The organism is Modicisalibacter radicis (assembly GCF_900961225.1).
Lineage (GTDB): Bacteria > Pseudomonadota > Gammaproteobacteria > Pseudomonadales > Halomonadaceae > Modicisalibacter.
In genome coordinates, this window is record NZ_CAAHFN010000109.1 from 15,712 (window position 1) to 39,181 (window position 23,470).

Genomic DNA, 23,470 nt, shown 5'->3' on the forward strand with positions numbered 1-23,470 from the left:
ATACCCAGGCCTGTCGGCTCAGGCGCTCTGAAACTTCGCATACATGGTCCTGGCACGGTTGAGGTGACGATACATCTTCTCGCGAGCCGCCTGCGGGTCGCGAGCCAAGATCGCCTCGAGGATGGCGGTATGCTCCCCTTCGACCCGGGACAGGTACTTTTCCGTCGAAGCGGAGTTGATTTCATCATCGATGAGATTGGCGCGTGGGATCACGCAATGACGCAACTGTTCATAAAACGCGGTGAAGCAGGGATTGCCGGTTGCCTCTGCGATCGCGTAATGGAAGGCATAATCCTCCTCGCGCGCTTGAGAAACTTTACAGGCATGCATGAAGGACGCATGCGCCTCCAGGAGGCGTCGCCGGCCCTCACTAACGTGGCGTGTGGCCGCAAGCGCAGCCGCGGCCGGTTCTACCGCCATACGCAATTCGAGAACATGCAGGATCTCCTCGACCGTGGTCGGGCGAATCCTTTCCGCCGGCATGGGGTCGAGTGCAGCGCAACGCACCACCCTCGTACCCACACCACGACGGGTAGCCACCAGGCCCAGCGACTTGAGATGCGCGATTGCCTCGCGGATCACCGTACGGCTGACCCCGAAGGCGTCGCAAAGCCCGTTCTCGCCAGGCAGCTTCTGGCCGACCGGAATGCTGCCGGCGATGATCAACGCCTCCAGCTGTTCGGCCACATGCAATGACAGACTGCCCTTGCGTGGGACTGGCTGAACGTACAGCTGTCCCATGTTATCCAACGCTGCGGGATTGCCTGTCATGATTCCCTGCCCCTCGGAACGCCCTTGGAACACATTTCAGAATATTTCCGACACGGAGTGTCGGGGGCAGGTTGTCGCGAGGGTCTTTCGCCATGGAGGGCGAAAGCAGCGCCCAAGGACGGGTTCAAGGCGCCTCGCGAAACCTGCCGCCAACCATGGAAATAGGGTTCTGGAACGCACTCTTGTCCATAAGACCTATAGCCGATCAACGCACCATGGTGGGTCGCTTGGGATCGAACTCCCAACCGGGAATGAGATACTGCATGGCCATGGCATCGTTGCGTTGCGTGACGTCCAGGCTCTTGTATAGATCATGAGCCTGCTCGAGCTTGCCCATGTCCAGTTCCACACCGAGACCCGGTGCCTCGGGCACGCGGAGCTTGCCGTCACGGATCTGGAACGGCTCCTTGGTGATGCGCTGGCCGTCCTGCCATATCCAGTGTGTATCGATGGCGGTAATTTCTCCCGGGCAGGCCGCCGCGACATGGGTCATCATCGCCAGCGAGATATCGAAGTGGTTGTTGCTGTGCGAGCCCCAGGTCATGCCCCACTCGTTGCACAGCTCGCCTACCGCAACCGCACCTTGCATGGTCCAGAAATGGCAATCGGCCAGCGGAATATCCACGGCGTTGAGCTGTACCGCGTACTGCAGCTGCTTGAAGTCGGTAGCGATCATGTTGGTCGCCGTCGCTAGGCCCGTGCGTTTCTTGAACTCGGCCATGGTCTCGCGGCCCGAGAAGCTCTCTTCCTGACCGCACGGGTCCTCGGCGTAGCTCAGCAGGTCGCGGATCGGCGTCAGCACGCGCACCGCCTCGTCCAGCGTCCAGGCCCCGTTGGGGTCGAGGGTCAGTCGCGCCTCGGGGAAGGCTTCATGCAGCGCACGGATGCAATCGGCTTCTTCCTCACCACGCAGAACGCCACCCTTGAGCTTGAAATCCTTGAAGCCGTAGCGCTCATAGGCTGCCTTGGCCAGGTTGGCGACGGCCTCGGGGGTCAGGGCCTCGCGGCAGCGCACCTCGTCCCAGGCATCCTGGGGATTGCTCGGCTTGGGATACGGCAAGTCGGTCTTGTCCGGATCGCCCAGCAGGAACAGGTAACCAAGCGCCTCGACCTCGTCGCGTTGCCGACCGAACTGACCCAGCAGGTCCGCCACCGGCATGTTCATGGCCTGGCCGAACAGATCGAACAGCGCCGATTCGATGGCGGTCAGGACATGTACCCCGACGCGCAGGTCGAAGGTCTGACGACCACGCTCCTCGCGGCCGTTGCCGGCCAGCAGCAGACGACAACGGTTGAGGGTGCGCTTGACGTCGTTGACCGCCGAGCCTTCCACCCACGAACGGCACTGCTCCAGCCCCTTGAGAATGCCTTCGCTGGAAGGGATCTCACCGACTCCCCGATTGCCGGCATTGTCTTCCAGGATCACCACGCAACGTACAAACCAGGGGGCGTGCCCACCGCTCAGGTTGAGCAGAAAACTGTCGTAGCCGGCAACCGGTACCACGCGCATGCTTTTGACGATTGGAAACATGATTAACGATTCCTAAATGGTTGATGAGCGCTCTCAGGTGACTGGCGCCGGGTTGAACAACACAAGATCGTTGTGCAGGCCCAACCGATCGGCAGCCGCAAGCTTCTTGCCGCTTGCGATGTCCAGGATCAGATGGAAGAGCTCCCAGCCGACATCCTCGATGCTTGCCTCTCCGGCGGCGATACGCCCGGCATCAAGGTCGATGATGTCGTGCCAGCGCTGACTGAGTGCCGTATTGGTGGCTACCTTGATGACCGGCACCATGGGCAGGCCATAGGGGGTGCCCCGCCCCGTCGTGAAGACATGAAGGTTCATTCCCGCAGCAAGCTGCAGTGTGCCGCAGATAAAGTCGCTGGCCGGTGTTGCGGCAAACGTCAGACCACGTTTACGAATGCGCTCCCCCGGTCCAATGACATCGACGATAGGGCTGTTTCCAGACTTGATGATCGAGCCCAACGCCTTTTCCACGACATTGCTCAAACCGCCGCGCTTGTTACCGGGAGAAGGATTTGCGCTACGATCCGCCTGGCCCTGCTCGAGGTAGTTGTCGTACCAGGCCATCTGGTCCAGCAGCGCCTGGCCGACCTCCTGGTTGACGGCGCGCGGCGTGAGCAGATGAATGGCATCGCGTACCTCCGTCACTTCGGAGAACATGACACTGCCACCGGCGCGCACGATCAGATCGGTGGCGAAGCCCACCGCAGGATTGGCGGTCACCCCGGAGAAGGCGTCGCTGCCTCCACACTGCATACCGACGACAAGCTCCGAGGCCGGACAGGTTTCGCGCTGACGCCGGTTCAGCTTTTCGAGATGGCGCCTGGCCATGGCCAGGATGCCATCGACCATGTCTTCGAAGCCCGAAAAGCTCTCGTCCTGCAGACTCAGGATATTGGCCTCGGGATCTGCCGCTTCGGTGTTTTCGTAGATCTTGACCGGCTGATCGGAGACCAGTGTCGACGGTTGCAGCTTTTCACAACCCAGGCCGATGACCATGACTTCGCCGCCGAAATTGGGGTTCAGAGTAATATTCTTCAGCGTCCGAATGGGCACGATCGCCGCCGGCGCATTGATGGCAACGCCACATCCATAGGTGTGATTGAGCGCCACGACATCATCGACATTGGGATAGTCGGGCAGCAGCTCGCTCTTGATGCGGCGGACCACATGGTCGGTGGTCCCGGCGACACACTGCACACTAGTGGTAATGCCCAGGATATTTTTGGTGCCTACCGAACCATCGGCATTGCGAAACCCTTCGAAGGTATAGCCTTCGAGCGGCTCGGCCTGGGGCGCGGAGCGCGTCGCCAACGGCATGTCCTCGAGCGCCGGGGGCTGCGGCAGTTGCACGTTCGTTTCATTGACGTGCCCGCCCCGGGGAATGTCGCATGTCGCAGTGCCGATCACCTCGCCGTAGCGAACGATGGGGTCGCCGCTTGCCAATGGCGTCAAGGCGACCTTGTGGCCTTGGGGAATGGCTGCAGCCAGCGTTGTGCCATCAAGAAGGCGGGTACCTTCGGGCAATCCGCCCCGCTCCACGACGATGGCCACGTTGTCATCGTCGTGCACCTTGATAACGCGAGTTTTTGCCTGGTCAGTACTCATTCAGTGACTCCGTAACTTTTGGGGTCGGTTCTCGCTGCCATCTAGTTGCTGGCGACCAGATTCGCCTGCTTCCGCGCACGCATCTTGAGGTAAATGGCGAAAACGAGCGACAGCACGATGAGCACCCAGAGGAAAACGGCAATGGGGCTTTTCGTGAAAAAGATTGTCAGATTTCCGTAGGACTCGAGACTCTTCACGAAATAGACTTCCGCCGATCCGCCGAGAATGAACCCGATTATCAGCGGCACCAGCTCGATACCCACCTTGGTGGCTATGTAACCGAAGACACCGAAGATCAACAGCGTCCAGACATCGAACATGATGCCGTAATTGATCGCATAGGCTCCTACCACACACATCATGACGATAATGGGATAGAGGAGATGCTTGGGCACCTCTATGACCTTGGCAATATACTTGATGGCAAAGAACATGATGCCGAACATCAGGAAGTTGGCGATCACCAGGGCAGCAATCATGATGTACCAGGTGTCGAGATTTTCCCCGATGAACAGCGGGCCAACCTGGATACCCTGCAACGTGAATGCACCAATCAGGATTGCCGTTGTCGAATCACCGGGAATGCCGAGAGACAACAATGGCACCAACGCCCCACCTGTCAGGGCATTATTCGAGGACTCGGAGGCCACCAACCCCTGCGGAGCCCCCTTGCCCATCTGCGACGAGTCGCGGGAGAAGTTCTTTTCCTGCGTATAGGCCAGTACCGAGGCGGCACTGCCTCCAACGCCGGGCAGCATGCCGACGAACGTCCCGATCGAGGATGAGCGTACCAGATTGACCAACTGGCCCTTGAATACACGCAACGAGAAACGCGAGCCTTTGGTCAGCTTGATGGTAGGGTTGGCCGCATCGCCTTTGAAGCCCTTTTCCGCGTCTTGAAGAATTGTCGTGATACCGAATATGCCAATCAACACCGGCAGCAGGGAGAATCCGGCGACAAGGTAGTATTCCATGAAATCGAACATCAGGCGGGTCTCGCCATTGCCGCCATCAGTGATTTCGTAAGTGCCAATCAGGCTAAGCCACACGCCCAGTACACCGCTGAAAATGCCCATCAGCATGTTCTTGGTCAGCGAGGCGATCACCGTCAGCGCCAGGAAGATAATCAGGAACTTCTCGACATACGAGAACTTGATCGCAAAGTCGGCAAGTACCGGGGCAAAATAAAACAGCACACCCGCACTAAACAGCCCCCCAAATAGCGAAGCGACAATGCTGATCTTGAGTGCACGCTCGCCTTCGCCTTTCTTGGCCATGGGGTAACCGTCGAATGTCGTCGTTATCGACGAGGGCGTTCCCGGAATATTCAACAGGACAGCGGGCACCATACCGCCTGAAATACCACCTACGTACAGACCAAGCAGCAGCGCCAACCCATTGGTCAGGTCGAGCGCATAGGTCAGTGGCAGGCAAACGGCGACAGCCATCGTTGCCGTCATGCCGGGGATAGCGCCGAAAATCACACCGATCAGGGCCCCGGCAGCGATTAATGTAAAGAACATTGGACTTAGATGAGACAGAAATTCCATAGCATTATCCTGCCATCAGGGAAGTGTGATTCTAAAGAGTTGGGAAAGTACGTACCAAGCCAACGTCGGCGCGATAACAGCAGTAACAGCTATTACCAGGATATTCTTTCTCGTCTTGTGCTCCACATAAAGCATTGACAAGAGAAAGATAAAGGGAATGGAGACAAACAAGAAACCAAAACCCGTGTTCGGGAAGATATCGCCCACCACGGCCATCATGTAAAAGTATACGATAATCAGCAGGATAGTTCCGAAAAACCGTTTCCTGTCGAAGCCATCGCTACCCTGTGTAACGGCCTGTCCTGCACGTCGCAGTGCCGGGGCAATTCTATTCGACTTGCTCAACAGGATGATGGCGAGCAGGCCTACCAGGACCCAAGACACTATCCTTGGGAAAAAAAGATGCGACTCCTCGAAGGCAATAGACACTTCAAACAAGGATAGAAACTGGCTTTCCATAGGTGCCCCACTTTGACTTTATACTGTCAGGTCACGCTCAACAAGGTGGGTTACACTTGTGAGGGTGACCGTAACGAACGGCGCCAAGCTTGGCTTGGCGCCGAAACATGCTTATTTTATGTTTTTGATAATCGTCTTGTACTGATCGCGCTTATCCTTCAGATAAGCCTGCGCTTCACTGGAAGGCTTGAAGTTAGGAATGAAGAATGACTTCTTCTGCTGTTCCTGAATATCGCCTTGTGCATAGATCTCTTCGAGCGCGGTGTCAATACAGCTGACGATCTCGGGGTTCATGTCCTTGTTGTAAAGGAAGAAGAATTCCTTGTCGAAGGTAAAGTTCTGCGACTCGCTCTGCGGCACGGTCACGTTGGGGTTGACGTACTGAAGAAGATCTTCTCTTGACGTCTTGCCCATCCCCTCTTCATTGGTCTGCTTGATCGTTTCGTTTCTGGCCGTCAGCCAGACAAAACGCATGGCCTTCTGGTCGTCTTCCGACAAGCGCGTATATTGCTCGTTCGCCTGTACCGAGCCATTGATCACGTCCGCCATGTCATCGAAGAGCAACTGGTTCTTGTCGGCCTGAGACCCGGTGTTGACGGCGATGACATTGTCTTCCATTCCGGGATGCTCGACCTTCACGGCATTCTTCAACGCACTGAAGCCGATTTCTGAAACACCGCCCGGCTGGATGGCGACGCGTATCTCCTCGCCTTCACCCGCCGCAGCGATGACCTCATCGATGTTCTGGTAGGGCGAATCCTTGGGCACCAGGTAAGCATTGCCTGGGTTGATCGCAACGGTCGGCCCTACGATGTATTTCTCGAAGATATCGTCGTAGCCATTGACCCCATAGAGGTTACCCAAGTAGGCCTGGTCATGGAAAATCATGACGGTATTGCCATTACGGCTCCGGTCTAGAGCACGAAATCCCGCCATGGCGCCGACGGCATCGACCTTGGCATTGATATCCAGCTTCTCGGCCAGATGATCGGCAACGATGCTGGAGTTCTGGTAGGTGTCCCCGCCCGTCGAGGTAGAACCGATGACGACACGCAAATTACCGGGAATCGGACAGTCTGCCGCAAAACTCGACATGGAAGCCCCGGCAGTCCCTGCAATCGCTACGGCACAGACAAGCTTTCGAAGATGGGTTGTCATGACTTTCATAGATCGTTCTTCCTTTGGCTTGGCGTTTATGAGGCCATTGTAGATTGTATTACCCTTGGGCCAGACCTCTCTTTAATGGCCAGACTCGCTCGTTATCATTCCGCACGAACCTGACCAAAGCTCTTACAGGTTATTGGCTATACCGATGAGCTTCTCCAGCGCGTTCCGCTCTTCTGGCGTTGGCATTTCGAGAGGCGCCCTCACCGGCCCCGCGGGCTTGCCGATCAGCTCGGCCCCGGCCTTGACCAGGCTGACCGCGTAGCCCTTCCTGGTGTCGCGCAGGTTGACGAAGGGAATGAAGAACTCGTTGGTGATCCTCTTGACGGTGGCCGAGTCGCCCTGGCGCAGCGCCTTGTAGAAGGTGACCGCCATCTCCGGCACGAAGTTGAACACCGCCGAGGAGTAGGTGTTCACGCCGATGGACAGGTACGCCTCGGCGAAGATCTCCGCGGTGGGCACCCCACCCACGTAGACCAGCCGATCGCCGACCGTCTTGACGATCTTGTTGAGCAGCTGGATGTCGCCCTTGCCGTCCTTCAGACCGATCAGGTTGGGGCAGGCATCGGCGAGCTGCTGGACCGCATCGGCCTCGAGCACGCCGTTGCCGCGGTTGTAGTAGATGACGTTGATCGACGTCGAGTCGCAGATCTGACGGGCGTACTCCACCAGGCCCTCCTGCGGGCACTCGGTCAGGTACGGCGGCATCAGCAGGATGCCGTCGGCACCGGCTTGCTCGGCCGCCCTGGCATAGGCCTGGCCGGCGCCAACGCTCAGCCCGGCACTGGCGATGACCGGCAGCTTGCCGCCCACCGTCTCGACGGCCAGGGAAACGATCTCGCGGTACTCGTCCAGCGTCAGGTTGAAGAACTCGCCGGTTCCGCCGGCCACGAACACGGCGGAGATGTCATGACTGACGAACCATTCGAGGCGCTTGCGATAGCTCTCGGCGTCGAAGTTGCCATTGGCGGCGAAATCGGTGACGGGAAATGAAAGCAGACCATCGCCTATCGCTTTAATGACATCGTTTCTTGAAAAATTCACGGTCGTTCCTTTTGCTCGGGCCTCAACGGCATGGGACCAATACAAATCGATTGACGGGACAGCATGACCTGATGGACGAGATCGCTAGGGCTGCCTTCTTGTCATACATCATACAAGTGCCAAGATAGGCAGCCGTCGTGGCCGAGACAACCGCGACCATGGTCGATTAAACCAAGGTCTACAAGGTCGGATTCAGAAAGGACGCCGAGACGAAGCAGGATGATGGCGCGAGTGCATGAGCCCCGGGCCGCAGCGCGACCCGGCACTGGGTGCCGAGGGCGAACGGACATCGACCGCCGGCTAACCGGCCAAATCGGCGGGATGGCGGAACGTACGCAGCTCGGCACAGCCCGCTGCCCAGACCTCGGCTTCGAGAGCAGCGATGGCTGCGGTAGGCATCGGCAGCTGGCTGCGCGGGTCCCGCTCCACCAGGCGCGCGGTCAGGCTGCCCACCAGCGGCATATGGCTGACAAGCAACCAAGCGGTCCGTTCGGCCTCGGCCTGCAGCCAGTCGATGACCGCCTCCACCGAATCGTCCGGGGTGATCAGCGCCAGCGTCTCGACGCGCTTGCCCAGCCGGTCGGCGACGATATGCGCCGTCTGCTGCGCGCGTACGTACGGGCTCGCCGCGACACGCAGCTCGGCCGCCCGAGACGGCGTCAGCGAGCGCGCGAGCCAGCCGGCCATGAGCGCGGCCTCCTCGCGGCCCTGCGCGGTAAGTTCACGCCGCTCGTCCGGACTGCCGGCGCCCGCCTGGCCGTGACGCATGATCCAGAGTGCCTGCGTCATGAGCCCTCCTCGCGCCGCTTGGCCTGCACGACCTCCTCGCGCGCCAGGGTGAACTCCACGTCACTGCTCTGCTCGTTACGCATCAACAGCTTGGCCATGTCCCCAGCCGGTACCCCGTTGAACAGCACCTGATAGAGCCCTTCGCAGAGCGGCATGTAGATGCCCTCCTCGTGGGCCTTGCCACGCACCAGGCTCACCGTGTTGACGCCCTCGGCGACCTGGCCCAGCGCCTCGACGGCCTCGTCGAGGGTCCGGCCCTCGCCGAGCGCCTGCCCGACCCGGTAGTTGCGCGACAGGCTCGACGAGCAGGTGACGATAAGATCACCGACGCCGGCCAGACCGAGGAAGGTCATCGGGTTGGCGCCCAGGGCGACGGCGAAGCGGCTCATCTCGGCGAGCGCCCGGGTCATCAGCATGCTGCGGGTGTTCTCGCCCATGCCCAGTGCCGCGGCCATGCCGGCGGCGATGGCATAGATGTTCTTGAGCGCGCCGCCGAGCTCGACACCGTAGCGATCGTTGCTGGCATAGACGCGGAAGTAATCGCAGCCCAGCGCATTCTGGACCCTGGCCCGGGTCAAGGCGTCATCGCTGGCGATCACCGTCGCGGTCAGCTGTTTCTGGGCGATCTCCGAGGCCAGGTTGGGGCCCGAGAGCACACCGATATGCGACGAGCCGGTTTCCTCCTCGAGGATCTGGCTCATCAGCTTGAAGCCCTCGGCCTGGATGCCCTTGGTGGTACTGACCAGTATCTGTCCCGCCTGCAGCCAACGACTCGCCTGGCGGACCACGGAGAGAAACGCCTGGGAGGGAATGGCCACGAACACCAGACTCGCGCCCTCGATGACCGCGCGCAGGTCGCTCGAGGCGACAACCCGCGGATTGATGGCGAAATCGGGAAGGTAACGCGGGTTGCGGTGGTCGCGATTGATCGCCGCCACCTGTTCTTCGTCGCGCAGCCACTGTTTCACGGCGGCACCGTTATCGGCGGCGATGCTCGCCAAGGCCGTACCGAAACTGCCGCCGCCCAGCACGGCCACCTGAATTCGCTCGTCGCTCATGGCCCATCCATTGACGGTGAAAGACGCCTCCAGTGTAACGAAAAACGCCCCGGGAGGGGCGTTGTACAGACGCTTGGGCAACGCATCCCGGGGCGGCCGGCCATCGCGCCCCCCGGGTCGCGTTCACTCGATCATCGGCACCAGCGTGTCGATGCTGGACCGGGCATCGCCATAGAGCATCCGGGTGTTCTCCTTGAAGAACAGCGGGTTCTCGATGCCCGAGTAGCCGGTTCCCTGGCCGCGCTTGCAGACGAATACCTGCTTGGCCTCCCAGACCTTCAACACCGGCATGCCGGCGATGGGACTGTTGGGGTCCTCCTGGGCGGCCGGATTGACGATGTCGTTGGAGCCGATGACGATCACCACGTCGGTCTCGGCGAAATCGTCGTTGATCTCGTCCATTTCCATGACGATATCGTAGGGTACCCTGGCCTCGGCGAGCAGCACGTTCATGTGCCCGGGGAGTCGCCCCGCCACCGGATGAATGCCGAAACGCACCTGCTTGCCGGCGCTGCGCAGCTTGCGCACCAGGTCGCTGACCGCGTTCTGCGCCTGAGCCACCGCCATGCCGTAGCCGGGCACGATGATCACGCTGTCGGCATCGTTCAGCGCACTGGCCACGCCACCGGTGTCGATGGCCACCTGCTCGCCCTCGATCTCCGCGGCCTCGCTCTGCTTGGCCCCGAAGCCGCCGAGAATCACGTTGATGAAGTTGCGATTCATCGCCTTGCACATGATGTACGAGAGAATCGCACCGGAGGAGCCCACCAGCGCGCCGGTGACGATCAGCAGGTCGTTGGAAAGCGTGAAGCCGATCGCCGCCGCCGCCCAGCCGGAGTAGCTGTTGAGCATCGACACCACCACCGGCATGTCGGCGCCGCCGATGCCCATGATCAGGTGCCAGCCGATGAAGAAGGCCAGCAGCGCCAGCAGCAGCAGCGTCCAGAAACCGGCACCATTGAGATAGCCGATCGCCAGCAGCAGGCACAGCACCGCCGCACCGGCGTTCAGCCAGTGGCCGCCCGGATACTGACGCGCCTTGCCGTCGACCTTGCCGGCCAGCTTGCCGAAGGCGATGATCGAGCCGGTGAAGGTCACCGCGCCGATGAACACCCCCAGCACCACCTCGACCTGCAGGAAGGTCAACTCGGCCGGCGTCTTGGAGGCCAGCGTGGCGGCGAAGGCCGACAGGCCGTCCAGGGACTCGCCCGCGGTACGCATGGCCAGCATCCGGGTGCGCTCCATGTCGGCGTTCCAGCCGACGAACACCGCCGCCAGGCCGACGAAGGAGTGCAGCGCCGCGACCAGCTGCGGCATCTGCGTCATCTCCACCCGTTTGGCCACGACGGTGCCGACCACCGCGCCGACGATCATCATCGGGATCATCAGCCAGTAGCCGCCCACGCCCGGGCCGAGCATGGTGAAGAAGACCGCAACGGCCATGCCGACGATGCCGTACCACACGGCCCGCTTGGCCTTCTCCTGATTGCTCAACCCGCCCAGCGAGAGGATGAACAATACACTTGCCGCAATTGCCGCGGCCGAAACGAATTCTTGACCCAACATTGTGTGTCTCCGCGGCTTTAGGATTTCTGGAACATGGCCAGCATCCGGCGTGTCACCAGGAAGCCACCCACGATATTGATGGAAGCGATCAGCACCGAAATCCCGGCGAGCAGGCCGACCAGCCAGTTACCGGAACCGATCTGCAGCACCGCGCCGAGAATGACGATGCCGGAAATGGCATTGGTCACCGCCATCAGCGGGGTATGCAGCGAATGGCTGACGCTCCAGATCACCTGGAAGCCGACGAAGCAGGCCAGCGCGAAGACGATGAAGTGCTGCATGAACGAGGCCGGCGCGACCTGCCCCAGCAGCAGCATCACGACGCCGCCCACCGCGAGCAGGCCCACCTGGCGCTTGGTCTGGGCCTTGAAGGCGGCGTGTTCGGCGGCCTTCTTCTCCTCGGGCGTCGGTTCCTTGACCTTCTCCTTCGGCTTGGACGCGCCGATCGCCTTGACCTTGGGCGGTGGCGGCGGAAAGGTGATCTCCCCCTGGTGGGTCACCGTGGTACCGCGGATGACGTCATCCTCCATGTCATGCACGATCGTGCCGTCCTTTTCCGGCGTGAGATCGGTGAGCATGTGGCGGATGTTGGTGGCGTAGAGCAGCGAGGCCTGGGTGGCCATGCGCGAGGGGAAGTCGGTGTAGCCGACCACGATCACACCATTGTCGGTGACGATGCGCTCGTCGGGCACGGTCGCCTCGCAGTTGCCGCCCTTCTCGGCGGCCAGATCGACGATCACCGAGCCGGGCTTCATCGCCGCGACCATATCCTCGAGCCACAGCTTGGGCGCGGGCTTGCCGGGAATCAGCGCGGTGGTGATGACGATATCCACCTCGGGGGCCTGCTCGCGGAACAGCGCCAGCTGCTTCTCGCGGAACTCGGGGCTCGACGGCGCCGCGTAGCCGCCGCTTTCGGAACCGTCCTGGCTCTCGTCGAAATCGAGAAACAGGAACTCGGCGCCCATCGACTCGATCTGCTCGGCCACTTCGGGGCGCACATCGAAGGCACGCACCACCGCCCCCAGGCTGGTGGCGGTGCCGATGGCGGAGAGTCCGGCCACCCCGGCCCCGACGATCAGCACCTTGGCCGGCGGCACCTTGCCGGCGGCGGTCACCTGGCCGGTGAAGAAGCGCCCGAACTGGTTGCCCGCCTCGATAACCGCGCGGTAGCCGGCGATGTTGGCGGTGCTCGACAGGGCATCCATCTTCTGCGCCCGCGAGATGCGCGGCACCATGTCCATGGCCATGACGCTGGCGCCCCGGGCCTTGCAGCGTTCGAGCAGCGCCTCGTTCTGGGCCGGCCAGAAGAACGAGATCAGGGTCTGGCCCTGGTGCAGGCGGTCGGCCTCCTCCTCGGAGGGTTCGCGCACCTTGATCACGACCTCGGCCTCGCGCCACAGCGCCTCGGCGCCATCGACCACGCTGACGCCCGCTTCGCGATAGGCATCATCGCTGAAGCCCGCCGCCGCGCCGGCGCCGGACTCCACCAGGCACTCGTGTCCCAGCTTGTGGATATGCTGCGCGCTTTCCGGGGTCAGGGCGACTCGCGCCTCACCCGTGGCGCGTTCCTTGGGTGCTCCGATCTTCACGACAGACCTCCCGCCTGGCGGCGCTCGCGGTGGTTCATGGCTACCTTCGTACGTTCAGTCCACATTTCGCCTCACTCCTTGTTATCGGCTGGCCATTTCCAGAAACACGTCAGCGATGACATAAAAAGACAATGGAAAACGGTAAGCGCTTGGCTTGGTTGCAGCCTGGCTGTTCAGTCTCTTCGCAAAGCCCTGCAAAGATCAATGAATTGTTATAAAAAACCAATCATAATCATGCACTTATAAATGCCATAAAGAGTCTCTTATGCAATGAGAATAGTCCAAGCCAATGATTTTGAAAGGTTTTATGAAAACACCAAACCTCGCTTCCGAGTTATGAATGTCATAAGCAATCGGTTATCCAGCCATCCGCTTGCGAATGCAACGTCACGGCAGATGACGCCGTGATTCTCCTGGAGTGCGTTTCAGAATCGCGCCCTGCCACCGCCAACCGACGTGTCTTGAAATACCCTTTCAAGCATAACCGGGTCACCGGAAGTTGCTGGGAATTATCGGCATGGCCAACAGCGGACACAAAAAAACCGGCCTGCCGAGGCGGCAGGCCGGGAGGTGGGCTCAGGTCGCGACCTTCAGGCGGTCAGCATGGCATTGAGCCGCTTGACGTAGGCCGCCGGGTCGTCGAGGTGCCCGCCCTCGGCGATGATCGCTTGGTCGAGCAGGATCCGCGCCAGATCGCCGAACGACGCTTCATCGGCGCTTTCGAGGCGGCCAACCAGCGGATGATCGGGGTTGAGCTCGAGGATCGGCTTGACCTCGGGCAACGGCTGGCCGGCCGCTTCCATGATGCGCCGCATCTGGAAGCCCATGTCGTTCTCGGAGAGCACCACGCAGGCCGGTGAATCGGTCAGCCGGTGGGTCACGCGGACCTCCTGGACATCCTCGCCGAGCGCCGTCTGTACGCGCTTGACCAGATCCTCCTTGGCCTTGGCGGTCTCCTCCTGGGCCTGCTTTTCCTCCTCGCCCTCGATCTCGCCGAGATCGAGACTGCCCTTGGCGACATCGGCCAGGCTCTTGCCGTCGTACTCGGTGAGATGGCTGACCAGCCACTCGTCGATACGATCGTGAAGCAGCACCACCTCGACGCCCTTCTTGCGGAAGATCTCCAGGTGCGGGCTGTGCTTGGCCGCGTTGAAGCTGTCGGCGACGATGTAGTAGATCTTCTGCTGACCTTCCTTCATGCGCGACACGTAGTCGGCCAGCGACTGATCCTGGGTCGCGGTGTCGGTATGCGTGGTCGAGAAGCGCAGCAGCTCGGCGATCTTGTCGCGGTTGGCGAAGTCTTCCGCCGGGCCTTCCTTGAGCACCGCGCCGAAGGTGTTCCAGAAGCGCTGGTAGGCGTCGTTGTCCTTGGCCAGCTTCTTGAGCATGTCCAGGGCGCGCTTGGTCAGCGCCGACTTCATCTTGTCGACCTGCGGGTCCTTCTGCAGCAGTTCGCGCGAGACGTTCAGCGACAGATCCTTGGTGTCCACCACGCCCTTGATGAAGCGCAGGTAGAGCGGCAGGAACTGCTCGGCATCGTCCATGATGAACACCCGCTGCACGTACAGCCGCACGCCGCGCGCGCCGTCGCGCTCGTAGAGGTCGAACGGCGCTCGTTCGGGCACGTAGAGCAGGCTGGTGTATTCGAGCTTGCCCTCGACCTTGTTGTGGCTCCAGGTCAGCGGATCGCTGAAGTCGTGCGAGATGTGCTTGTAGAAGGCCTTGTACTCGTCGTCGCTGACCTCGCTCTTGGGCCGCACCCACAGCGCCTGGGCCTCGTTGACGGTCTCCCAGGTGACTACCTCGCTGCCCTCGACCTCGTTGCCGTCGTCGTCGGTGGCGGTTTCGGTCTTGGGCATGCGCACCGGCACGTCGATGTGGTCGGAGTACTTGCGCACCAGGTTGCGCAGCCGGTAATCGTCGGCGAACTCCTTGGCGTCGTCCTTGAGATGCAGGACGATCTCGGTGCCGTGCGTGTTCATGTCGATATCGGCGACGGTGAACTCGCCCTCGCCGCGCGAGCGCCATTCGACACCGGCATCGCTACCCGCGCGCCGGGTGCGCACGGTGACTTCGTCGGCGACGATGAACGCCGAGTAGAAGCCCACACCGAACTGGCCGATCAGCTTGGCGTCCTTCTGCTGTTCGCCGGAAAGCTGCTTGAGGAACTCGGCGGTACCGCTCTTGGCGATGGTGCCGAGATTGGCGATGACGTCCTCGCGGGTCATGCCGATGCCGTTGTCGCGCACCGTGACGGTATTGGCTTCGGCATCGTGCTCGATCTCGATGCGCAGGTCGCTGTCGCCCTCGAAGAGCGCGTCGTTGTCCAACGCCTGATAACGCAGCTTGTCGCCGGCATCGGCGGCATTGGAGATCAGTTCGCGCAGGAAAATCTCCCGGTTGGAATACAGGGAGTGGATCATCAGATGAAGTAGCTGCTTGACTTCGGTCTGGAAGCCAAGGGTCTCTTCATGGGTGGCGGTTGTCATTTAGCGGCCCCTCATGGTGTTGAACAACGTTCCGTCACCGATATGGGGCCCCGAGGAGGCATTTCAAGCGTTTGCCGGACCAACCCGTGGAGGGCCGACACCGGAAGGGCCATATGACACGGCGGGTCTAGCGCGGCGGCGGGCGTCTCACCGGCATGTCGACGCCCTTCCAGCGCCGGTAGTCGGCCAGTGCCGCGTCCACGCGGGTCAACAACCAGCCGACGATCACCACATCGTCGATCACCCCGATCAGCAGCAGAAAATCGGGAATCAGATCGAGCGGCGATATCAGGTAGACAACGGCCAGCGCCATCCAGCCGATCGCCGGCCAGGGCACCGGACGGTATCGCCCACGCACGACATCGCCGCACATCGGAACGAACAGCCGCATCGCCCGTGCCATCTGCGCCAGTGCGCCGCCGCGCCTTTTGAGCCGCGCGGCGATATTCCAAGCCTTGAATCCCGCCATGTGTCGCCTCCTCGTGTCTCGCGCCGCCGGTCGCACCGTCAATAATTGCCTCATGGTCACCAAACAACACTACTCAACTGCCCCGCTATCGGCGAGGATGAGGCAGTTCGTATCCGATAGGCAAGCATGCACGAGGAGTCGCCGATGCCCTTTCGAGTTCCCCGCCGCGGACTCGCGCTGATCAGCGCACTGCTGCTGAGCCTGCCGGCCCTCGCCGACGAGGCCGCCGACCGCGCCATGCGCAACGCCCTCGAGGCCGCACGCAACCACCAATGGAACCGTATCGACCAGGCCGCCATCGACGATCATGTGCTGGCCGGATACGTCGAATACCATCGCCTGCGCGAGCGCCTGCCCAACGTCGACCCGGCGACCGTCGGCGCCTACCTGACGCGTCATGCCGACTCGCCGCTCAGCGACTGGCTGCGCGGCGTCGCCGAGGTCAGCTACGGTCAGGCCGGACGTTTCGGCGATCTGCTGGCGATCAGCGATGGCGAGCCCCGCGGCACGATTCGTCAATGCTACTACTACACCGCGCTGCTCGACCGCGAACCGGCGACGGCGGCCGAGGGCGGGCGCGAGCTATGGCTGACCGGACGCTCGCAGCCAGGCGAATGCGATACGCTGTTCGACACCCTGCGCGCCCGCGGCGAGATCGACGGCCAGGCCATCTGGCAGCGCCTGATGCTGGCCTGGGAGGCCGGCGAGACCGGGCTGATGAACTACCTGGAAAACCAGTTGCCCGCCGGCTGGGGCGGCGCCAGGGAGGCCCTCGAGCGTCTGCGCAAGGATTACTCGGCGATTACCCGGGTGCCTCGTGACGCCGGCCCCGACGGCGCCAGCGCAGCGCTTTTCACGGCGGCCATGCATCAGTTCACCCGCGCCGATACCGAAGCCGCGCTGGAAGCCTGGCGCAAGATCGCCCCGCACCTGACACTCGGCGACGCCCAGCGCCATGTCATCGAAAAGGACCTGGCGTTCTATTCGATGGTTCGCGAGGTCGCCAACAACCGCGCCTGGGTCGACGCCAACCTGGCGCGACTCGCCGACGGCGACCTGCTCGAGCTGCGGGTACGCCGCGCGCTGGCCGAGCGCGACTGGCGCGGCGTCATCGACTGGGTCCACGCAATGCCCGACGACCCCCGTCAGGACGCCCGCTGGCAGTACTGGCTGGGGCGCGCACTGGGCGAACTGGGCGACGAGCGGACCGCCGAGAAGGCCTTCGCCGCGGCCGCCGACCAGCGCAGCTTCTACGGCTTCGCCGCCGCCGACCGGCTCGGCCAGCCCTACGCCCTCAACCGCCACCATGCCGAGTTCAACGACGCCTATCGTCAGACGGTCGACGACTGGCCGGTGGTCCAGCGCACCGAGGCGCTGATGCGCATCGGTGAACCGGGCCTGGCGCGCAGCGAGTGGTATCACGCCTCGCGGCAGGCCAGCGACGCAGAGGCCCGTGCACTGGCCGACTACGCCCTGCGTCGGGGCTGGTACGCGCTGGTGGTACAGACCACCATCCTCGCCAAGCAGTGGGATGCCATCGATTGGCGCTTTCCACCGGCCTACCGGGCCAGCTTCCGCGAATGGGGCGAGCGTGCCGATGTCGATCCGTTCCTACTGATGGGCATCGCACGCCGCGAAAGCGCGTTCAACCCCGAAGCGCGCTCGCCGGTGGGCGCACGCGGGCTGATGCAACTGATGCCGGGCACCGCCCAGCATGTCAGCGATCGTCACGGCTTCGACCGGCCCAGCCCCGACGAACTCTACCAGCCCGAGCGCAACATACGCCTGGGCAGCCACTACATTCGCGAGATGATGGATCGCTACAGCGGCAACCGCCTGGCCGCCGCCGCGGCCTACAATGCCGGTCCCGGCCGGGTCGATCGCTGGCTGCGCGAGGCACCCCGCGAGTTCGACCTGTTCGTCGAGAGCATCCCCTACAGCGAAACCCGGGCCTATGTTCAGGCCGTGCTCGCCTACCGGGTGATCTTCGCCAGCCTGGCCAACGATGGAGATACCAGGGGCATCGCCATGCTCGACGACAGCGAGCGCCAGACCCGCTATGACGCCTCGCTATTGGCACGCAACTGAAAATCGAGGGAAAACTCTATGAGTCCATTTCACGACTCGGTGGGCGAGAGGTGGGCTTGCCGGCGGCAAGCCTTCGCAAGGGGGCTGTAAACCCGTCCCTGGGCGCTACCTTTGCCCTCCATGGCAAAGGACCCTTGCTTCGCCTTGCCGCCGGCGCCCGACATTGCCGAGCACTGGGCCATGAGTTCTAAGTCTCGAGAGAAAACCCAGTCTGAAGAGAATCAGCCAAGGCCGGCTCGGCTCGCTGCACGGCCCACAAAAAACGGGGGTGGCCATCGGCCACCCCCGTTTTCTTTGCCTTAATCGCAATCGATCGATCGCGATCAGTAGCCGCGCTGCTTGAAGCGCTCGGCCTTGCGTTGGCCGCTTGGCCGCCGCCGGCCGTAGGAGCCGTTGGCAACCTTGCCACGCCGGCTGCGAATATCGCCTTTAGCCATGTGTCACCTCCATGTACCGCTGAAGTGTCGAACCGCCCTTGGGCGATTGCCCTCAGTGTGGTGATCACCCCGCCTCCGGGTCAAGGCGCAAGCCGCAGCCGGCCATTCGCCTCAGGCCCGCGAACGGCGGCGAATCGGCGCGTCATCGCTGTTGCGACGACGTGCCGGACGCTCCGAGCGCTCCGGTCCACCCTGATCCTCGGCGATCTCCAGCGCCTGGCCGGCGACCCGGGCACGCGCCATCTTGGCGAGGATCGATGTCGGCAGCGAACTGGGCAGCTCGACCACCGAGAAGGCGTTGCGGATATCGATGCGCCCGATACGCGCGCCCTCGATGCCCCCTTCGTTGGCCAGCGCGCCGACCAGTTGGCCCGGCTTGACGCCGTCCTTGTGGCCCACCGAGACGCGGTAGCGAGTCATGCCCTCGCTGGGACCGCTGTCACGGCGACGCGGCGGCTTGCCATCGCGGGGCGCGCTGTCGCGCTCGCCACGTGCACCCGGCTTGGGCAGGCGACCGATGGGCGCCTCGTCGGCACGCGCCATGGCGGCGAAGGCACAGGCCAGTTCGACCGGGTCCTGGCCCTCTTCGATCAGCCGCTCGATCAGGCTGCGCTGCTCTTCGGCGCCGGCGGTCAAGGTGCCGACGACACGCTCGCGGAAGCGCTCGTCACGATGGGCGCGGATCGCCGCTTCGTCGGGCAGCTGGGTATCGGTCAGGGTCTGGCCGGTGGCCTGCTCCAGCCAGCGCACCTTGCGGGTCTCGCGAACGCCGGCGAAGGTGATCGCCACGCCCGAGCGCCCGGCACGGCCTGTACGCCCGATGCGGTGCGTGTAGGCCTCGCTGTCCTGCGGCAGGTCGTAGTTGATGATATGGGTAATACGCGGCACGTCGAGGCCGCGAGCAGCCACGTCGGTCGCCACCAGCACGTCGATCTTACCGCGCTTGAGGCGCGTCACGGTGCGCTCGCGCAGGCTCTGGTCCAGATCGCCCGACAGCGCCGCGGCGTTGATGCCGCGCAGGGTGAGCTGCTCGACCAGGGTGGTACAGGCGGCACGAGTGCGCACGAAGACGATCGCCGCATCCACCGGCTCGACTTCGAGGATTCGCGACAGTGCTTCCAGCTTCGCACCGCCGTCGACGCGCACCAGGCGCTGGTCGATGCTCGCCGCGGTGTCGGCCCTGGACTCGATGGCGACCTTGACCGGATCGACCAGGTAACGGTTGACGATGCGCTCGATCTCGGCCGGCAGCGTCGCGGAGAAGAACACCCGCTGGGCGTCCTTGGGGGTATCGGCGACCACGCGCTTGACGTCGTCGATGAAGCCCATGCGCAGCATTTCGTCGGCTTCGTCGAGGATCAGCGCCGACAGGCCGTCCAGCTTGAGGCTGCCGCGATCGAGATGATCGATCACCCGGCCGGGCGTACCGACGATCACCTGCGCGCCGCGGCGCAGCGCGCCGAGCTGCTCGCGATATTCCTGGCCGCCACACAGGCTGGCCACTTCCAGGCCCTTGAGGTTCTGGCCGTACTTGGTGAACGACACGGCGACCTGCTGGGCCAGCTCACGGGTGGGCGCCAGCACCAGCACCTGCGGCTCACGGCGGGTCAATTCGAGTTTGGACAGCACCGGCAGCGCGAACGCCGCGGTCTTGCCGGTACCGGTCTGGGCCTGGCCCAGCATGTCACGGCCTTCCAGCAGCGCAGGAATGGTCTGCGCCTGGATCGGCGAGGGATTCTGATAACCCAGGGTTTCCAGGGCGGAAAGCACAGCAGGCAGCAGTGCCAGGTCGCCGAAGCTCGGCGAGGCGACAGAAGTCGAGGTCATATCACACCTTGAGTGGCCGGCAGTCACCGGCGGGAAATTGTCGTGGCACCGCGTCGTTTGCGCGTTGCCGAAGCAATCGCTTGGCAACGTGACGGGGTACCGGGTCGCACCTGCATCCTGTCCGCTTCTATGCGTCACCGCGGAATGCGGAAACGGACGAACAGTGTGGCGACCTTGCACGCCGGAGCCGAGTCGGCAACTGTGGCGTTCCATCAATGCACCTGGCGCTTCACGTCAGCCGCTCGTAACGAGTCGAACTGTGCGCCTTGCGAGAGAAACGTCCCCTGCCCGTTGGCAGTCGATGGGGGCGAATCAGCTGGATGGTGGGGTCAACACATGCGAGGAGCGGGCATGCTACCATCGTCGAGGGAGCTTGCCTAGCCTCTTTTCCATTCGCCGCCTAACAATCCGACCGGGAGAGATCGATGCCCAGCCTGTGGGTCGATGCCGATGCCTGCCCGCGCGCCGCGCGGGACATTCTGATCCGCGCCGCCGAGCGCACCCGGACCAGCGCCTGGTTCGTCGCCAACCATCAGGTGCCATTGCCGCCCTCGCGCTGGGTCAAGCCGCTGGCGGTGGCCAGCGGCTTCGACGCCGCCGACAACGAGATCGTCCGGCGCATCGAACGCGGCGACCTGCTGATCACCGCCGACCTGCCGCTCGCCCTGGAAGCGATCGACAAGGGCGCCGAGGTCATGACCAACCGTGGCGAAGCGCTGACCCCGGACAATATCCGTGCCCGAGTGCAGATGCGCGACTTCATGGAGACTCTGCGCGCCAGCGGCGAGCACACCGGTGGCCCCGGCGGCTATGGCGATGTCGAACGCCGCGAGTTCGCCAACGCCCTGGATCGCTGGCTGGCCAGAAATCGCTAATCTCGCGGCAGCGCCCGCGTGCAGATGCGGCTATCCAAGATTTGCATGGAGACTCTGCGCGCCAGCGGCGAGCACACCGGCGGCCCCGGCGGCTATGGCGATGTCGAACGCCGCGAGTTCGCCAACGCCCTGGATCGCTGGCTGGCCAGAAATCGCTAATTTCGGACTTCGTGCGCCAGGTCCGGGGCGCTGTGAAGAGCGGCTTCGGGCTTCGAGCGCCAGGTTCGGGGCGCTGTGAAGAGCGGCTTCGGGCTTCGGGCTTCGGGCTTCGGGCTTCGGGCTTCGGGCTTCGGGCTTCGGGCTTCGGGCTTCGGGCTTCGGGCTTCGGGCTTCGGCAGCATTTCGCTCGTAGCTCGTAGCTCGTAGCTCGCGCCTAAAACCCCCACACCAGCGGTATCAAACCGACGGCGGTGATACCGACGATCAGGCTCAACGGCGCGCCGAGGCGCAGGTAGTCGCTGAAGCGGTAGCCACCCGGGCCGAGCACCATCAGGTTGGTCTGGTAGCCCAGCGGGGTCATGAAGCTGGCCGATGCGGCGAACATGATGGCGATGACGAACGGCATGAAATCGACTCCCAACTGGTCGGCGACCGAGACGGCGACCGGGAACATCAACACCGCCGCGGCGTTGTTGGTGATCAACTCGGTGAACAGCACTGTCATAGCATAGACCAACGCCAGCGCCAGCCACGGCGAAGGCCCTTCCATGAACAGCAGCCACTGGGCGATCTGCGTTGCCGCGCCGGTCTTGCTCATCGCCGCGCCCAGGGCGAACGAGGCGGCGATGACGATGAGCACCGAGAGATCGACGTAACGGCGCGCCTTGCTGGCCGTCACGCAGCGCGTCATCAACATCGCCCCGGCGGCGAGCAACGCCGCTTCGAGAATGTTCAGAAACCCGCTGGCGCTGGCCACGACCAGCAAGCCGAGGATGCCCAGCGCCAGGGGGGCCTTACGGAAATCGGGCGGTGTGGAGTCACGGAGCGCGCTGACCAGCAGGAAGTCCTTGCGGTAGCGGTACTGGGGCACGAACTCCTGCGAGGCTTCCAGCAGCAGGGTGTCGCCGATCTGCAGACGGATTTCGCCCAGCTTGCCCGGCAGGCGCTTGCCGTGGCGGGAGATCGACAGGATCACCGCCTGGTAGCGCGAACGGAAGCGCGATTCGCGCACGGTCTGGTTGAGCCCGCCGAAGTCGGGGCCGATCACGGCCTCCACCAGGCAGCGGTGATGATTGGCGATATCCAGCTTGTGCACGTCGCCGCCGGCGGGCTTCAGGCCGTGGATGCGCCGCAGCTCGCGGGCGCATTCGGGCGCGCCGATGAACACCAGTGTGTCGCCGGCCTGCAGCTGCGTGTCGGGCGGCACGGCGGTCATCAACCGGTCGTCGCGCTCGATGTCCGCCAGGTAGCCGTGGGTCAGGCTGCGCAGGCCGGCGTCGCGAATCGTCTTGCCGACCAGCGGCCCGCCGGCGGTGACGAGCACTTCGACGGAGTACTCGCGCGCCTGTTCGAGCTGCTCCAGGGCGCCCTGCCGGTCGGGCAGCAGGCGGGCCGCCAGCGCGTAGATGAAGCCGCCGGCGATGACCAGCAGCGGCACGCCCACCCAGGCCAGTTCGAACATCTGCAGGGACACGTCCTGCTCGCTCTGCAGCAGGCCGTCGACCACCAGGTTGGTACTGGTGCCGATCAGCGTGCAGGTGCCGCCGAGGATCGCCGCGTAGCTCAGCGGCAACAGCAGCTTGGAGGGCGGCAAGCCGAGCCGCGCGGCCCACTCCTGAATGGCGGGAATGAACATTGCCACGACGGTGGTGTTGTTCATGAAGGCGCTGAGCCCCGAGGCGGGCAGCAGTACGCGCAGTTGCGCCTGACGTAGCCGCTTCGGCTGGCCGAGCAGCGCATGGGCGATCCACTGGATCGCGCCGGTCTCCTTCAGGCCGGCGGCGACCACGTAGAGCGTGGCGATGGTCATCACGCCGGGGTTGGAGAAACCCGCCAGTGCCTCGCCCGGCGAAAGAATGCCCGCCACCACCAGGAACGTCAGCGCTGCCATGAGGATGACATCGGGGGCGATGCGGGTCAGGGCGAGTGCGCTGAGCACGGCGACTATCAGCGCCAGGGTGGTGATTGCCGGGAGTGTCATTCGCTACGGATCGTTTGCACAA

19 protein-coding genes are annotated in these 23,470 nt (G+C 63.1%); 3 read left to right on the top strand and 16 right to left on the bottom strand.

Annotated features, from left to right (window positions below; translation table 11 throughout):
- Window positions 1-18: 18 nt before the first annotated feature.
- The 13 genes from HR9077_RS18280 to HR9077_RS18340 form a co-directional block, all read right to left on the bottom strand.
- On the bottom strand, window positions 19-771 hold the full coding sequence (locus HR9077_RS18280; protein ID WP_136068738.1) for a FadR/GntR family transcriptional regulator: 753 nt from the start codon (window positions 769-771) through the stop codon (window positions 19-21).
- A gap of 205 nt (window positions 772-976) precedes the next feature.
- A complete protein-coding gene (locus HR9077_RS18285; RefSeq protein WP_136068739.1) occupies window positions 977-2,302 on the bottom strand; it encodes an enolase C-terminal domain-like protein in 1,326 nt (441 codons plus the stop codon).
- A 33-nt stretch (window positions 2,303-2,335) separates the two neighbouring features.
- Window positions 2,336-3,904 carry a galactarate dehydratase gene (gene garD, locus HR9077_RS18290; RefSeq protein WP_136068740.1) on the bottom strand — a complete coding sequence of 523 codons (1,569 nt, stop codon included), beginning with the start codon at window positions 3,902-3,904 and terminating at the stop codon, window positions 2,336-2,338.
- Window positions 3,905-3,945: 41 nt separating this feature from the next.
- On the bottom strand, window positions 3,946-5,454 hold the full coding sequence (locus tag HR9077_RS18295; protein WP_136068741.1) for a tripartite tricarboxylate transporter permease: 1,509 nt from the start codon (window positions 5,452-5,454) through the stop codon (window positions 3,946-3,948).
- 15 nt (window positions 5,455-5,469) lie between these two features.
- A complete protein-coding gene (locus tag HR9077_RS18300) occupies window positions 5,470-5,913 on the bottom strand; it encodes a tripartite tricarboxylate transporter TctB family protein (RefSeq protein ID WP_136068742.1) in 444 nt (147 codons plus the stop codon).
- 111 nt (window positions 5,914-6,024) lie between these two features.
- The gene (locus HR9077_RS18305) at window positions 6,025-7,080 is read right to left on the bottom strand and encodes a type 2 periplasmic-binding domain-containing protein (RefSeq protein ID WP_136068743.1); all 1,056 of its coding nucleotides are present in this window, start codon (window positions 7,078-7,080) and stop codon (window positions 6,025-6,027) included.
- Between the two features lie 123 nt (window positions 7,081-7,203).
- On the bottom strand, window positions 7,204-8,121 hold the full coding sequence (kdgD, locus tag HR9077_RS18310; RefSeq protein WP_136068744.1) for a 5-dehydro-4-deoxyglucarate dehydratase: 918 nt from the start codon (window positions 8,119-8,121) through the stop codon (window positions 7,204-7,206).
- A gap of 300 nt (window positions 8,122-8,421) precedes the next feature.
- Window positions 8,422-8,910, bottom strand: a complete 489-nt coding sequence (sixA, locus tag HR9077_RS18315) for a phosphohistidine phosphatase SixA (RefSeq protein WP_136068745.1) — start codon at window positions 8,908-8,910, stop codon at window positions 8,422-8,424.
- Window positions 8,907-9,968: an NAD(P)H-dependent glycerol-3-phosphate dehydrogenase gene (locus tag HR9077_RS18320; protein ID WP_136068746.1), complete on the bottom strand. Its 1,062-nt coding sequence runs from the start codon at window positions 9,966-9,968 to the stop codon at window positions 8,907-8,909. Before HR9077_RS18320 ends, sixA begins: the two co-directional genes overlap by 4 nt.
- Window positions 9,969-10,091: 123 nt before the next feature.
- Complete coding sequence (locus HR9077_RS18325) at window positions 10,092-11,534, bottom strand: NAD(P)(+) transhydrogenase (Re/Si-specific) subunit beta (protein WP_136068747.1); 1,443 nt, start codon at window positions 11,532-11,534, stop codon at window positions 10,092-10,094.
- A 17-nt stretch (window positions 11,535-11,551) separates the two neighbouring features.
- Window positions 11,552-13,123, bottom strand: coding sequence for a Re/Si-specific NAD(P)(+) transhydrogenase subunit alpha (locus tag HR9077_RS18330; protein WP_136068748.1), 1,572 nt, complete (start codon window positions 13,121-13,123; stop codon window positions 11,552-11,554).
- A 590-nt stretch (window positions 13,124-13,713) separates the two neighbouring features.
- The gene (gene htpG / locus HR9077_RS18335) at window positions 13,714-15,612 is read right to left on the bottom strand and encodes a molecular chaperone HtpG (protein ID WP_136068749.1); all 1,899 of its coding nucleotides are present in this window, start codon (window positions 15,610-15,612) and stop codon (window positions 13,714-13,716) included.
- Window positions 15,613-15,739: 127 nt separating this feature from the next.
- Window positions 15,740-16,081: a YkvA family protein gene (locus HR9077_RS18340; protein ID WP_136068750.1), complete on the bottom strand. Its 342-nt coding sequence runs from the start codon at window positions 16,079-16,081 to the stop codon at window positions 15,740-15,742.
- Window positions 16,082-16,225: 144 nt separating this feature from the next.
- Here HR9077_RS18340 and HR9077_RS18345 point away from each other — a divergent pair, with 144 nt between their 5' ends.
- Complete coding sequence (locus HR9077_RS18345; protein WP_136068751.1) at window positions 16,226-18,169, top strand: transglycosylase SLT domain-containing protein; 1,944 nt, start codon at window positions 16,226-16,228, stop codon at window positions 18,167-18,169.
- Window positions 18,170-18,492: 323 nt separating this feature from the next.
- On the opposite strand, the gene HR9077_RS18350 is transcribed toward HR9077_RS18345, so the two are convergent.
- Together HR9077_RS18350 and HR9077_RS18355 are read right to left on the bottom strand one after the other, a co-directional pair.
- Window positions 18,493-18,606: a 30S ribosomal protein THX gene (locus HR9077_RS18350; RefSeq protein ID WP_136068752.1), complete on the bottom strand. Its 114-nt coding sequence runs from the start codon at window positions 18,604-18,606 to the stop codon at window positions 18,493-18,495.
- Window positions 18,607-18,717: 111 nt separating this feature from the next.
- Window positions 18,718-20,433, bottom strand: coding sequence for a DEAD/DEAH box helicase (locus HR9077_RS18355; RefSeq protein WP_136068753.1), 1,716 nt, complete (start codon window positions 20,431-20,433; stop codon window positions 18,718-18,720).
- 425 nt (window positions 20,434-20,858) lie between these two features.
- Here HR9077_RS18355 and HR9077_RS18360 point away from each other — a divergent pair, with 425 nt between their 5' ends.
- Window positions 20,859-21,308 carry a YaiI/YqxD family protein gene (locus HR9077_RS18360; RefSeq protein WP_136068754.1) on the top strand — a complete coding sequence of 150 codons (450 nt, stop codon included), beginning with the start codon at window positions 20,859-20,861 and terminating at the stop codon, window positions 21,306-21,308.
- Between the two features lie 45 nt (window positions 21,309-21,353).
- The gene (locus tag HR9077_RS18365; RefSeq protein ID WP_244613355.1) at window positions 21,354-21,467 is read left to right on the top strand and encodes a DUF188 domain-containing protein; all 114 of its coding nucleotides are present in this window, start codon (window positions 21,354-21,356) and stop codon (window positions 21,465-21,467) included.
- Window positions 21,468-21,681: 214 nt separating this feature from the next.
- On the opposite strand, the gene HR9077_RS18370 is transcribed toward HR9077_RS18365, so the two are convergent.
- The gene (locus tag HR9077_RS18370; RefSeq protein WP_136068755.1) at window positions 21,682-23,448 is read right to left on the bottom strand and encodes an SLC13 family permease; all 1,767 of its coding nucleotides are present in this window, start codon (window positions 23,446-23,448) and stop codon (window positions 21,682-21,684) included.
- Window positions 23,449-23,470: the final 22 nt, after the last annotated feature.

What these genes read in the sequence shown, in the direction of transcription:
- HR9077_RS18280 (WP_136068738.1), bottom strand. Translation starts at nt 771, where the DNA reads ATGACAGGCAATCCCGCAGCGTTGGATAACATGGGACAGCTGTACGTT.
- HR9077_RS18285 (WP_136068739.1), bottom strand. Translation starts at nt 2,302, where the DNA reads ATGTTTCCAATCGTCAAAAGCATGCGCGTGGTACCGGTTGCCGGCTAC.
- garD (WP_136068740.1), bottom strand. Translation starts at nt 3,904, where the DNA reads ATGAGTACTGACCAGGCAAAAACTCGCGTTATCAAGGTGCACGACGAT.
- HR9077_RS18295 (WP_136068741.1), bottom strand. Translation starts at nt 5,454, where the DNA reads ATGGAATTTCTGTCTCATCTAAGTCCAATGTTCTTTACATTAATCGCT.
- HR9077_RS18300 (WP_136068742.1), bottom strand. Translation starts at nt 5,913, where the DNA reads ATGGAAAGCCAGTTTCTATCCTTGTTTGAAGTGTCTATTGCCTTCGAG.
- HR9077_RS18305 (WP_136068743.1), bottom strand. Translation starts at nt 7,080, where the DNA reads ATGAAAGTCATGACAACCCATCTTCGAAAGCTTGTCTGTGCCGTAGCG.
- sixA (WP_136068745.1), bottom strand. Translation starts at nt 8,910, where the DNA reads ATGACGCAGGCACTCTGGATCATGCGTCACGGCCAGGCGGGCGCCGGC.
- HR9077_RS18320 (WP_136068746.1), bottom strand. Translation starts at nt 9,968, where the DNA reads ATGAGCGACGAGCGAATTCAGGTGGCCGTGCTGGGCGGCGGCAGTTTC.
- HR9077_RS18325 (WP_136068747.1), bottom strand. Translation starts at nt 11,534, where the DNA reads ATGTTGGGTCAAGAATTCGTTTCGGCCGCGGCAATTGCGGCAAGTGTA.
- htpG (WP_136068749.1), bottom strand. Translation starts at nt 15,612, where the DNA reads ATGACAACCGCCACCCATGAAGAGACCCTTGGCTTCCAGACCGAAGTC.
- HR9077_RS18340 (WP_136068750.1), bottom strand. Translation starts at nt 16,081, where the DNA reads ATGGCGGGATTCAAGGCTTGGAATATCGCCGCGCGGCTCAAAAGGCGC.
- HR9077_RS18345 (WP_136068751.1), top strand. Translation starts at nt 16,226, where the DNA reads ATGCCCTTTCGAGTTCCCCGCCGCGGACTCGCGCTGATCAGCGCACTG.
- HR9077_RS18350 (WP_136068752.1), bottom strand. Translation starts at nt 18,606, where the DNA reads ATGGCTAAAGGCGATATTCGCAGCCGGCGTGGCAAGGTTGCCAACGGC.
- HR9077_RS18355 (WP_136068753.1), bottom strand. Translation starts at nt 20,433, where the DNA reads ATGACCTCGACTTCTGTCGCCTCGCCGAGCTTCGGCGACCTGGCACTG.
- HR9077_RS18360 (WP_136068754.1), top strand. Translation starts at nt 20,859, where the DNA reads ATGCCCAGCCTGTGGGTCGATGCCGATGCCTGCCCGCGCGCCGCGCGG.
- HR9077_RS18365 (WP_244613355.1), top strand. Translation starts at nt 21,354, where the DNA reads ATGGAGACTCTGCGCGCCAGCGGCGAGCACACCGGCGGCCCCGGCGGC.
- HR9077_RS18370 (WP_136068755.1), bottom strand. Translation starts at nt 23,448, where the DNA reads ATGACACTCCCGGCAATCACCACCCTGGCGCTGATAGTCGCCGTGCTC.